Origin of the sequence: Microcystis aeruginosa NIES-4325 (assembly GCF_008974145.1) — a bacterium.
Taxonomy (GTDB): domain Bacteria; phylum Cyanobacteriota; class Cyanobacteriia; order Cyanobacteriales; family Microcystaceae; genus Microcystis; species Microcystis aeruginosa_G.
Window position 1 is genome coordinate 22,961 of record NZ_BJKP01000011.1, and the last position, 11,921, is coordinate 34,881.

General features: G+C 43.2%; 13 protein-coding genes, 1 pseudogene and 1 riboswitch. Of the genes and pseudogenes, 12 read left to right on the forward strand and 2 right to left on the reverse strand.

Going from position 1 to position 11,921, the window contains the following annotated elements; genetic code table 11:
• The 7 genes and pseudogenes from MiAbW_RS08030 to cobJ form a co-directional block, all read left to right on the forward strand.
• Nucleotides 1–480 (forward strand): NERD domain-containing protein (locus MiAbW_RS08030; RefSeq protein ID WP_151695751.1); only part of this gene is annotated, 480 nt, incomplete at its 5' end.
• A 57-nt stretch (nt 481–537) separates the two neighbouring features.
• Nucleotides 538–1,194 (forward strand): DUF3782 domain-containing protein, encoded by a 657-nt coding sequence (locus tag MiAbW_RS08035; protein WP_151695674.1) that lies wholly within the window; start codon nt 538–540, stop codon nt 1,192–1,194.
• Nucleotides 1,165–1,323, forward strand: a riboswitch (cobalamin riboswitch). Its footprint overlaps the gene before it by 30 nt.
• Nucleotides 1,324–1,380: 57 nt before the next feature.
• Nucleotides 1,381–2,805, forward strand: coding sequence for a precorrin-3B synthase (gene cobG / locus MiAbW_RS08040; protein WP_151695675.1), 1,425 nt, complete (start codon nt 1,381–1,383; stop codon nt 2,803–2,805).
• Nucleotide 2,806: 1 nt separating this feature from the next.
• Nucleotides 2,807–3,436, forward strand: a complete 630-nt coding sequence (locus MiAbW_RS08045; RefSeq protein ID WP_151695752.1) for a precorrin-8X methylmutase — start codon at nt 2,807–2,809, stop codon at nt 3,434–3,436.
• A complete protein-coding gene (gene cobI / locus MiAbW_RS08050; RefSeq protein WP_151695676.1) occupies nt 3,433–4,137 on the forward strand; it encodes a precorrin-2 C(20)-methyltransferase in 705 nt (234 codons plus the stop codon). Before MiAbW_RS08045 ends, cobI begins: the two co-directional genes overlap by 4 nt.
• A 140-nt stretch (nt 4,138–4,277) precedes the next feature.
• Nucleotides 4,278–4,484, forward strand: a pseudogene (locus MiAbW_RS08055) (hypothetical protein); the annotation flags it as partial.
• Nucleotides 4,481–5,926: a precorrin-3B C(17)-methyltransferase gene (cobJ, locus tag MiAbW_RS08060; RefSeq protein ID WP_151695677.1), complete on the forward strand. Its 1,446-nt coding sequence runs from the start codon at nt 4,481–4,483 to the stop codon at nt 5,924–5,926. The pseudogene MiAbW_RS08055 and the gene cobJ, both read left to right, overlap by 4 nt.
• 147 nt (nt 5,927–6,073) lie before the next feature.
• Here cobJ and MiAbW_RS08065 read toward each other — a convergent pair whose 3' ends face one another.
• Nucleotides 6,074–6,697 (reverse strand): choice-of-anchor R domain-containing protein, encoded by a 624-nt coding sequence (locus MiAbW_RS08065; RefSeq protein ID WP_238707221.1) that lies wholly within the window; start codon nt 6,695–6,697, stop codon nt 6,074–6,076.
• A gap of 559 nt (nt 6,698–7,256) precedes the next feature.
• Here MiAbW_RS08065 and MiAbW_RS08070 point away from each other — a divergent pair.
• From MiAbW_RS08070 to MiAbW_RS08085, 3 genes are all read left to right on the forward strand, one after another.
• Nucleotides 7,257–8,012 (forward strand): cobalt-precorrin-6A reductase, encoded by a 756-nt coding sequence (locus MiAbW_RS08070; protein ID WP_151695678.1) that lies wholly within the window; start codon nt 7,257–7,259, stop codon nt 8,010–8,012.
• A 367-nt stretch (nt 8,013–8,379) separates the two neighbouring features.
• Nucleotides 8,380–9,366 carry a tRNA dihydrouridine(20/20a) synthase DusA gene (dusA, locus tag MiAbW_RS08080; RefSeq protein WP_151695753.1) on the forward strand — a complete coding sequence of 329 codons (987 nt, stop codon included), beginning with the start codon at nt 8,380–8,382 and terminating at the stop codon, nt 9,364–9,366.
• 15 nt (nt 9,367–9,381) lie between these two features.
• Complete coding sequence (locus MiAbW_RS08085) at nt 9,382–10,212, forward strand: DUF362 domain-containing protein (RefSeq protein WP_151695679.1); 831 nt, start codon at nt 9,382–9,384, stop codon at nt 10,210–10,212.
• Nucleotides 10,213–10,442: 230 nt separating this feature from the next.
• Here the strand turns inward: MiAbW_RS08085 and MiAbW_RS08090 are convergent, their stop codons facing one another.
• On the reverse strand, nt 10,443–10,646 hold the full coding sequence (locus tag MiAbW_RS08090; RefSeq protein ID WP_373996346.1) for a sugar transferase: 204 nt from the start codon (nt 10,644–10,646) through the stop codon (nt 10,443–10,445).
• A gap of 400 nt (nt 10,647–11,046) precedes the next feature.
• On the opposite strand from MiAbW_RS08090, the gene MiAbW_RS08095 reads away from it, so the two are divergent.
• Nucleotides 11,047–11,277 (forward strand): hypothetical protein, encoded by a 231-nt coding sequence (locus MiAbW_RS08095; protein ID WP_045360450.1) that lies wholly within the window; start codon nt 11,047–11,049, stop codon nt 11,275–11,277.
• A 25-nt stretch (nt 11,278–11,302) separates the two neighbouring features.
• Entirely contained in the window at nt 11,303–11,797 is a 495-nt protein-coding gene (locus MiAbW_RS08100; protein ID WP_151695754.1) for a phosphoribosyltransferase, read from the forward strand.
• Nucleotides 11,798–11,921 lie beyond the last annotated feature (124 nt).

The following is an 11,921-nucleotide window of genomic DNA, read 5'->3' on the forward strand; positions in this document are numbered from 1 at the left end:
ATTCTCAAAGAACAATCTTTAAAAACCGATCGCCAAATTACCAGAGTCAGTCAAGAAATTGGTAATCTTGGCGGTAAATGGGGACGTTTTGTCGAAAATATGGTAGCCCCAGCTTGTGAGACTTTATTTTTAAATCGTCAGATTCCCGTACATCAAGTTAGTCAAAGAGTCAGAAAAGGTCTTGACGGTAAAACCCTAGAAATTGATGTGTTAGTAACTAATGAAAATCATGTGCTGGTAGTGGAAGTCAAAAGTAGTTTAAGTGTAGATGATGTCAAAGAATTAATCAAAAATCTAACAGAATTTAGGCAATTTTTTCCCGAATATAACCACAAACAATTATATGGGGCAGTAGCAGGCATTGAAATCGAAGAAGGAGCGGATAAATATGCTTATCGTCAAGGTTTATTTGTCTTGGCACAAAGGGGGGAAAATGTAGCGATTCTTAACGATACTGATTTTCAACCAAAAACGTGGTAGGGTCTTTAAAAACAAGATATAATCGGGTTAGTGCCAAGTTAATTCAGAGGAAAAATTATGACCACCACCGCCGATGACGTTTGGAGATTATTAGCCCAATTAGTACAAGCTCAAAAAGAGACAGAAAGATGCTTTCAAGAAACCGAGCGACGCTTTCAAGAAACCGAGCGTGTTCTCAAAGAACAATCTTTAGAAACCGAGCGACGCTTTCAAGAAACCGAGCGGATTCTCAAAGAACAATCTTTAAAAACCGATCGCCAAATTACCAGAGTCAGTCAAGAAATTGGTAATCTTGGCGGTAAATGGGGACGTTTTGTCGAAAATATGGTAGCCCCAGCTTGTGAGACTTTATTTTTAAATCGTCAGATTCCCGTACATCAAGTTAGTCAAAGAGTCAGAAAACGTCTTGACGGTAAAACCCTAGAAATTGATGTGTTAGTAACTAATGAAAATCATGTGCTAGTAGTGGAAGTCAAAAGTAGTTTAAGTGTAGATGATGTCAAAGAATTAATCAAAAATCTAACAGAATTTAGGCAATTTTTTCCCGAATATAACCACAAACAATTATATGGGGCAGTAGCAGGCATTGAAATCGAAGAAGGAGCGGATAAATATGCTTATCGTCAAGGTTTATTTGTCTTGGCACAAAGGGGGGAAAATGTAGCGATTCTTAACGATACTGATTTTCAACCAAAAACGTGGTACAATCCTTAAACTTGTCCTTGGGAAAGTCCAGTGCGATTCTGGTACTGTGCCGCAGCTGTAATCAAGTAAAAAATAAAAAGAGTACATCTTCCCTTTTTCCTTGCGAGTCAGAATACCAATTACAAGCTTTTGATCGGTAGTATAGACAACTAATTTTCTAACTACTTCTCTGCGTCGCATGGAGAACAAACAACGGTGAATTGGTTAGTTAAAGCAAATGCTTGTCCCGGTTTATTTTATGGAACTGCTGCCCAGGATGGGTTTTTAATTCGTCTCCGCACCCCCGGTGGATGGCTCAATTCTCTCCAGGGAAAAGCGATCGCCACTTGGCTCGAACAATGGCAGAGTACAATACAAGTTACCAATCGGGCAAATCTGCAAATTCGCGGACTGCAAAAATCCCCCACTTTAGAAGAATTTCAAACCCTACAAAAATTAGGGTTAGCTGCCCATAATCCCAGGGTTGATCATCTGCGTAATATCATGTCCAGTCCCACGGCTGGAATTGACTGCCAAGAATTGATCGATACTCGTCCATTAGTCCAAGAATTAGATAATTTTATCCAAAATTATCCATCAATTGCCCAACTAAGTCCTAAATTTAGTATCGGGATCGATGGCGGTGGTGCAGTGGGAATTAGCACTGGTTCAACTATGGCCTGGCAACACCGCTATAATGAGATTCAGCTATCGGCAATTACCGTCAAGAATCCAACAAATTTAACTTCTCTTGTTTGCTTTCGATTAGCACTCGCGGGAGATAAACAATTCTATGAAACGGACTTATTAATTGAGCCAGAAAACTGTTTAGCTGTAGTCAAAGCTCTAGTAAAGGTTTATATCGATTATGTTCAAAAAACCCCCAATATCAAGGGGAAAAAACCGCGGATGAAACACCTGCTCAAAGATTGGGGATTAGCCAAATATCTCGAACAAGTTAACTCCCAATTACATCGGACTTCTACCGGCATAATACAAGGGGAAGAATACCAGCAAGCTGTCCATTCTACTCAGCCCTATTTTCATTTGGGAATTCATCCTCAAAAGCAACCTGGATTGTCTTATATTGGTCTATCATTAAGATTAGGACAATTGACGGCTAATCAACTATGGGGATTAGCGGCACTATCAGAAACTTTTGGCAGTGGTCAGTTACGATTAACCCCTTGGCAGACTGTTATATTACCCGATATTCCCGATGAAAAAGTGTCAGAATTGTTGCCAAAACTGGCATCACTAGGATTATCCGCTTCTCCCAGATGGGATGCGGGGATAGTTGCCTGTAGTGGTAAACCGGGCTGTGCAGCAGCGGCCACTGCAACTCAAATTCATGGTTCTATCCTAGCAGATTATTTGCAGGAACGCTTAACCTGCAATTCTCCTGTTAATATTCATTTGACAGGTTGTGCTAAATCCTGCGCTCAACCGAGTCCAGCCGAAATTACTCTTTTAGGAACTACCATCGAGGAAAATGGCCAAATACTAGAAGCTTATCAAGTCTATGTGGGGGATAGTCAAAAATTCTTAGAAACACCTATATTTGAGGGAGAATTTGCCAAGATTCCCCCGCTCATAGTCCAAATTTTAAGCTCCCAAAAATCGAAAAAATTAGATGAATAGAATGGAATACATTAAGAATGGTGAGGAAATTTACCGCAAATCTTTTGCTATTATTCGGGCTGAAACTAACTGGGAAAATCTCCCCGATGACTTAGCTCATGTGGCGGTTCGTCTAATTCATTCCTGCGGCATGACAGACATAACAGAAGATTTAGAAGCATCACCAGACGCGGTTAAAATCGGACGAAATGCCCTCGCTGGGGGTGCAGCAATTCTTTGTGATTCTCAAATGGTCGCTAATGGCATTACCAAAGCCCGCTTACCTAAAGATAATCCGATTATTTGTACCCTCAATCATCCAGAAGTGACCGAGTTAGCACGACAAATTAATAATACCCGATCCGCTGCCGCTTTAGAACTTTGGCGACCTCATTTAGCTGGAGCAGTGGTAGCCATTGGTAATGCACCAACCGCACTTTTTCGCCTACTAGAATTGCTCGACGATCAAAATGTAGATAAACCAGCTTTGATTTTAGGCTTTCCCGTCGGATTTGTAGGAGCGGCAGAGTCGAAAATAGAATTAGCAACTAATAGTCGTGGCGTGCCATTTATTACCCTGCACGGACGTAGGGGAGGCAGCGCAATCGCAGCAGCAGCAGTCAATGCTTTAGCAAAAGAGAACGAATTATGAATAAATTAGGCAAACTTTATGGATTAGGAATCGGGCCTGGTGATCCCGAATTGTTGACGCTAAAAGCACACCGGATTCTCACAACTGTTCCGGTAATTGCCTATCCTACCTTAGAAAGTGGCAAAGTTTTGGCACGGGCAATTGTGTCGGATTTTATCCGTCCCGAGCAGATAGAAATTCCCATGCCTTTACCTTTTAGTGTCGAGCGCAGTTCTCAACCTCATTATGATATTGCCGCCGAAAATATCGCCGAACAGTTAAACTTAGGTCGAGATGTGGCGGTTTTATGTGTGGGCGATCCGATGTTGTATGGCACATTTATGTATATCTTTAATCGCTTGTGCGATCGCTTTTCCATTGAAGTCGTGCCGGGTATTTCTTCAGTGATGGCAAGTGCAGCAATGCTGGGTGTACCTATCACTTATCGAAATGACGTATTTAGTATCATGCCCGCTACTTTAGAGGCGGAAATATTGCGGGATCGCCTAGCCTTTATCGATGCAGCAGCCATTATTAAATTAGGCAGACATTTCGCTAAAGTTCGTGATATTCTCCAGGAATTAGGATTATTAGAACGCGCCCTCTACATCGAACGAGCAACCTTACCCAATCAGCAAATTATTCCGATTACAGAAGTCGATCCAGAGGCTGTCACCTACTGGTCATTAATTCTGATTCCTAGTAAAACTAAACCCCAATAACTCTATAGAGACAATTAAAAATTAAATCAATCTATAATGAAATTATTGCTGTTTTGTTCCCAAAGACTGCCACCATGACTTCTTCCCTGGCTAAATCCCTAAATTCTCAGGCTTTGACATACTCCCACCGTCAAGCTACGTTACCCAACCAAGAAGGGGTGATTTGCTCTCTAGTATTTCCGGGTTTGTGGTTAGATATTTCAGCTTGCAGTGAGCTTGTCGAATCCGCCATACTCAACGGCAATATGTCACGGGTGTTGGACAGCTTAAAGGCTGGAATTAACTCAGCAGAACATCAAGAATTTATCCAAAAGTTAACCGCAGCGCAGTCGGGAGAAGCCAAATGAAACCTCCAGCTATTCTCATTTTAGGAGAAACCAGCATCCCCGTTGCTCGTCAAGTGCAAATAGCCCTACCGGAAGCAGTAGTTTATGGGTTAATAAATCGTACCCAGTCGGCGGATTTTACCTATAGTAATTTTGGCGAAACGGTGCGAGAATTTTTCCATACGGGAACGCCAATTATTGGCATTTGTGCGGCGGGTATTTTAATTCGCACTGTAGCACCTTTATTAACTAATAAATGGCAAGAACCGCCTGTATTAGCGATCGCAGAAGATGGCAGCGCTGTAGTGCCTTTGTTGGGGGGTTTACAAGGGGTTAACGATCTCGCTCGTCAAATTGCCTCGGTTTTGCAAATTTCCCCCGCAATTACCACCACTGGTGATATTAGATTTAAAACTACTTTATTATCGCCACCACCGGGTTATCAGTTAGTTAATCCCGATGATGCTAAGAAGTTTCTGTCTGATTTATTGGCGGGTGAAAAAGTAAAATTAATCGGTGAAGCGGACTGGTTAAAAAATAGTAATTTACCGATTTCATCAGCAGCAAAACTGAGCATTGAGATTATTGATAAAAGTAACTTAAACTTGGCAAAACCTAGCAATACCTGTTTAGTTTATCTGTGGGAGGAAAGCCAGCAAATTAAGGAAAAATCAGGTTTGTCTCTAGGGGATTTAACCCAGGAAAGTCAAGGTAAATTAGCCATAGTTGGAACTGGACCGGGTGCGCTAAATTGGATGTCGCCAGAAGTTCGAGAAGTATTGGAAAAAGCCACGGATTGGGTGGGTTATAAAACTTATTTGGATTTGGTAGAATCCCTGAGAAAACCAGAAATTGTCCGCCATGAATCGGATAATCGGGTGGAACTAGATCGCGCGGAAATAGCCCTAGATTTAGCGGCTAAGGGGCGATCGGTTGTCTTAGTTTCTTCCGGAGATCCGGGCATTTATGCCATGGCCGCGGCCGTGTTTGAGGTATTAGAAAAAAAAGCCAAACCGGCATGGCAGCAGATCGCCATTCAGGTCTGTCCGGGGATTTCAGCCATGCAAGCGGCGGCCGCCAGGGTTGGCGCACCTTTAGGCCATGATTTTTGTGCGATTTCCCTATCAGATATTCTCAAATCTTGGCAGGTGATTTCTCAGCGCATTGAGTTTGCAGCCCGGGCAGATTTAGCGATCGCATTTTATAATCCTGTGTCTCAAGAGCGCACTTGGCAATTGGAGAAGGCAAAAGAGATTTTATTACAATGGCGCTCGCCGCAAACTCCTGTGGTATTAGCGCGTAATTTAGGGCGAAAAGGGGAAACAGTGACGGTGAAATTCCTAGAGGATATGACTATTAACGATGCGGATATGCGGACTATAATTTTGATCGGGTCGAGTAAAACTCGCCTGATTGAGCAAGGTAAAACAAAACAGTGGGTTTATACTCCACGTCACTATTAGGTGATAGGACAAAATTAATTTCTTGGTTGGGATAGGCAAGAGGCAGTGTAACCCATCGGGGAAGGGAGGGAGACGCTGACTTTTCCCATTGCCAGGTGGAACCTTGGCACGAGACAAGAGAATCGAGTCGCCCCCACCCTACTGTTCCTATTTCCGTTTCTTCAGGCTAGAAGCTAACCCTAATCCTCCCAATCCTAACAAGGCAAGCACGGAACCCGGTTCAGGGACGCTAGTGGGTGGTGGACTGTTCTCTGTTCCCTCAAGGCTAAATTGGTAAAAACGACCCGTAGGAAAAATATTCCAAGATGCTGATTGATCGACACTGACAACGTAACCATCATCAATCGTCCAACCGGGGAGTCCTGTTTGATTGTTAGAGTTAGCAACACCCCATGGATACACCCCTACCCCTCCAGTCAATGAAGAAATACCACTGACTAACCAGTAAGTGGTATTAGCGGCTAATGCTTGCGGAGTAGTCAGGGTAAAGGTGTTATTGGCGAGAGTGGTAGTAATGGAAGCAGGGTTAGTAAAATTCGTTATCACAGTACCAGGTTGTCCACTGCTGTTGCTATAGAGACGAAGAAACAAGTTGGGACTGGCGACGAGTTCTTGGAACAAAAGAGTAGCAGAATTAAGGTTATAACTGCCACTGCCAGTGGTAAAGCTTTTTCCTTGCCAAAAGTCAAATTCTGTAAATCCCACGCCCAAAGTTGATTCACTTAAGTTCTCAACGAGGGTGACAGCAGAAGCTTGTTGTCCTAAACCCAAGGAAAGAAGGAGAGCAAGGCTACCCCCCCCCGATTTTTGCCAGAATTTGCTGATTTTTGGTCATTTTTGGAAGTCCTAAAGACAAAAAGGTTGAAATTGGTCTTGATTGATGGTCTATCTTCTGAGCATCTGCTCGGAAAAAAGGTTTGTAGTAACTTAGCGCAGATTAACTCGCTAGGTTGTACGGCCTCGTCCGCAGAATACAGAATTTAGTGTAGAAATGTCAAGTTTTTAAGATAGGTAGTTGATAAGTAGCTGGTTATTAAAGACTGATTATTTATTCCCCTTTTTGCATGAGTGCATGAGTAGAAAATGGGTTTCTCGGAGAAACCCATTTTCTGTGCGTTACTCAACGGATATGGTTAATTGCCCTCACCCCTAACCCTTCTCCCAGAACGGGAGAGAGGAGTAGGATGTCTGCCTCTTTGTGTGATAAGTTTAACTTATATGGGAGCGATCTTTCTTTGTGTTCTTTGTGTCTTTGTGGTTCCTTCCTTTACCCACCCAAGAGAGCCGGTGGGAAGATGGAAAATTAGTTAACCTTTTGGCAATTATCTGGATGACCAAAAATAAAAGAGTGCTGATTTTAGGGGGAACGGGGGAAGCGGCGGCATTAGCGGCTAAAATTGCGGCAATTCCGGGTGTAGAGGCCATCGCGTCCTTTGCCGGTCGCACGAGAGAACCGATTACTCTTACAACTCCTTCTCGCCGGGGGGGGTTTGGTGGTGCCACCGGGTTAGCCAATTATCTGCGGCAAGAAGGCATTGATTGTTTAATTGATGCTACCCATCCCTTTGCCGCACAAATTTCCTTTAATGCCGCTCAAGCCGCCTTGGATTGTGGTATTCCTCGATTAATCTTAAGTCGTCCAGCTTGGGAAAAAGTATCTGGAGATAATTGGATTGAAGTAGAAAACAATCAAGCGGCGGCGAATATTTTATCGGGGTTAGCGCCGCGGATATTCCTCACTATTGGTCGGCAGGAACTGGCAAGTTATGCACATTTAAACAATATCTGGTTTTTGATGCGGATGATCGACCCGCCGGAACCAGATGCCATCGTACCGATTGGAAAATTATTGTTGGAACGGGGGCCTTTTTCCTTGCAGTCAGAGCGCTCTCTTTTGCAAGAATATAACATTGGGGCGATCGTGAGTAAAAATAGCGGCGGTGATGCCACCTACGCCAAAATTATCGCCGCTAGAGAGTTGGGAATAACTGTGGTCATGGTACAACGTCCACCCGTACCTGAAGGAGAAAAAGTGGCTGATGTTAAAAGTGTCCTGGCATGGTTAGAAAAAAGACTGCTCTCTTGATTTTTCTGGGAAAATCATCAGTAAGGTTGGCTGAAAAAGTCAATTGTCTGGTGTTAGGGTGATGGGGTGATCGGGTGATCTGACAGGTGTAGGTATTTTACAACTAAGAGGAAGGGGAGTTGTAAAAAGCATCAACGGGGGTGGGAGGGAAAGAACTCCAACGATGAAGGTGAATCGACAACCCTTTTAGTAAATCAGCAACGCCGCAATTTATTTTGCAGGACTACTTAACCAGTAATTTAGATGGTCAACTTACCAAAAGGCTTTAAAATATCTTGGGGGGAAGACAGGTTATTCTATGGGTTTCTCTGGAGAATGTCTCTATAAGCGATCGATGGCTACCCTCAAGGAGAAAATCAAGGGGAAGATGGGCAATATTTTAAGTGTGGCGCCGATGATGGATTATACTGATCGCCATTTTCGCTATTTTTTGCGACAAATTAGCCGTCGTCCCCTTCTCTACACGGAAATGATCACGACGATGGCGATTAAACACGGCGATCGCTATAAGTTGCTGGGGTTCTCCCTAGCAGAAAAACCTCTAGCTTTGCAGTTAGGGGGTGATAATTCCTATCTTTTGGCAGAATGCGCTAAAATAGCTGAAGATATGGGTTATGATGAGGTAAATCTCAATGTGGGTTGTCCTAGTTCCAGGGTAAAAGAGGGCAATTTCGGCGCTTGTTTGATGGCTAACCCGGAATTAGTTGCGAGGGGAATATCGGCAATGAATCAAGCTGTATCGATTCCCGTGACTGTAAAACAGAGAATTGGCATTGATGATCAGGATAGTTACGAAAATATGGCCAATTTTGTCCGTATTGTTGCGGATGCGGGTTGTCAACGTTTTACCATCCATGCGCGCAAAGCTTGGTTACAGGGATTAAGTCCCAAGGAAAATCGCACCGTCCCCCCCTTACGTTACGATGATGTTTATCGCCTAAAAAATCAGTTTCCCCATTTGTTTATTGAAATTAACGGCGGTATCATTAATTTAGAACAGGCTAGACAACATTTACAATTAGTAGATGCAGTTATGATCGGTCGGGCAGCCTACGATAATCCCTATTTATTTGCCACAGTCGATCGAGATTTTTATGGGGAATCGGTTACTCCTCCTACCCGGGAAGAAGTCATCAAAAAAATGCTTCCCTACATCGATGAGTGGGTGAGTAAAGGTTATAAATTACACCAGATCAGCAAACATCTTTTACAGCTTTTTGCCGGTCAGCCCGGAACTAAGGCCTGGAAGCGTTATATTAGTGAAAATAGCCATTTTACTGGGGCTGATTCTGGGGTAATCTGGCAAGCTTTACAGCAGGTAAATTCCCTAAATGATCTGGCTAATTCCCATTGATTTATTTTCCTCTCTATGATTACCCAATCTTCAATTACTGCTGGGGTGAAAAATTCAGCTATGGCGGATTTTGTTTATCAACCTCCCCCAGCAGTTATCACAGCTAAACGTATTTTAATTAAACCTAATTTAGGTTATCCTGTGCCTCCACCGGTAACGGTTAGTCTGCCGGTATTAAGTCAAGTTTTGCGGGGATTGAGGGAGGTAAATACCAGGGCAGAAATTATCTTGTTAGAGGGAGTTTGTTCGGCTATTTCTTTGAGAGAAATTATCGATATTTTGGGGGTAAAATCTATTCTCGATCCTGGAATAACTATTCTTGATGCTGATAGTTTACCACAGCAAGAATATCCGAATATTTCCCCTTTTCCTGTCCGTTTTCCCTCGATGTTTGCCCCTAAAATTATCGAAGAAGTGGACTGTAGGATCACGATTGGAACCTTAAAACGTACCCATTTAAAGGATAAACCCCTGATTTCTGCTTCTTTAAAAAATCTCTATGGACTCTTTCCTCGTAGTCATTATAAAGCCCGTAGTCCCAACTCGCGAGGGCAATTACATCGCCCCTCCGTACCGCTAATTTTACAGGATGTTTATTTTTGTATCGGTCATCTTTTTGATGGGGCAGTGGTGGACGCTAATCTCAAATATTTTAGTAGTAATTGGCGACCAGATCGAGGAAAATCTATTCCTCTGGGTCAGGTGTTTTGGGGTGATGATATAATTAGCGTGGATCGCAGTGCTTGTCTGTTAGGTGATGAACCAATGCCGAGTTATTTAGATGCGATCGATTCCCTTCGTTATCAACTTTTAAACGGAACTAAAATAGACAAACACTTGTATTAAATAAGATCGGGCTTATTATAGCGTTTCCTAAGCTAGTGAGGTACACCTATTTTTCTTCCCTTTTGCCTTTTGCCTCTTGCCTTTTGCCTAAAACCCATAACTTTTGTACCTCAGCAGACTGAAAAACGCTATATTTCTACTACCTTCATTTCCATTGATTAATAAGCACCTTTGCCAAAGAGAACAATTCGCAGGGTTTCCACTAAGATATCTAGGTCTAAATTCAAAGACTAATTATCGATGTAATACAAATCCAAGCGGGCCGCATCGTTAAAATCATCGATATCCGATCGCCCAGAAATCTGCCATAGTCCGGTAATTCCGGGTAAAACTTGATGACGGATATGATGCCATTGGGCGAATTTTTCCACATCCCGCAGGGGTAAAGGCCGCGGACCGATTAAACTCATTTGACCTAATAAAACATTAAATATAGCGTTTCCTGTTCGCAAGAGGTACATTATCGATGTTAAAAAGTCTGATCAGCAAAGGTTTAAGTGTGCCACTCAGGTGTGAGAACCGCTATATTTTGCCTTCTCATCTCTTGATCTGACAACGCCTAAATCCCCTGTGGCAAGGGCTTACCACCCGTTAAAACCGATGGCTAACCCTCGCTCACGATTTTCTGGTTTTGGCCCGTCGGCCGTCGGTTGACGCAGATTCGACAAGCTCACTGCAAGATGCCAAATATAGGTTACACTTCATCTTGGGGAGAAAGGCAGATTCGACAAGCTCACTGCAAGCTGTAAAAGTTATCGAAGCAGCAATTCAGCCCTATACCGTAAACACACCGCTTGCCCCTTTTTGACTGTTAACCCCCGTATCTGAGACATTATGGATGCTTTTAGTCCCTTTCCCCCTGACTGGACAGAGAAGGCCGTTCACGCCTACAATTTTTGTTGTCCTTACTGCGGGGCAAAGGCTAAAGAAGCTCAGGCCGTTTGGATCAATCGCCGCGCCCCCGTTTTAGGAGAAGATTCCCGTCGTAAATGGCAGGAATTCTATCATTGTCAATGCGATCGAGTTTGGTGGGCTTGGAGTAGTGATCGACCCGCCGAAAAATAAAAATTCGGAATCGAGAATCGAAAATATGGCCGATGTCTATGTTTCTTGGGATGAATACCATCGTCTGATCGAAAAATTAGCGGTAAAAATCGATCGTTCTGGTTGGCAATTTCATCAGATTGTCTGTTTAGCCAAGGGAGGATTGCGCGTCGGTGACATTCTCTGTCGTCTTTTTCGTCAACCCCTAGCCATTCTCTACGCCGCCTCCTACGGGGGGCAAAATCAGCAAATTCGGGGAGAATTAACTATTTCCTCGAATTTAGCCATGGTCGAGACCAAATTGGACAGTCCCTTGTTATTAGTGGATGATTTAGTCGATTCGGGCATCACTCTCCAAAAAACCTCGATTTTGTTACAGGAAAAATACGGGATTACCAATATCAAAACTGCGGTGATCTGGTACAAAGCAGCATCAATAATCAAACCTGACTATTATGTGGAATATTACCCAGATAATCCTTGGATTCATCAACCCTTCGAGCGTTACCAGCTAATTACACCCAAAGACCTCCTAGAATAAAGTCAGTTTGGTATCAGCAGCAGGGAGTTTTGGCGTGGCTGAATCAAGCTATCAATGCCAACTCTCCAGACAACTAGGAGCAGCCGCCGCTTAATCAATTGTCGCTGACGGGGGAATTAATATC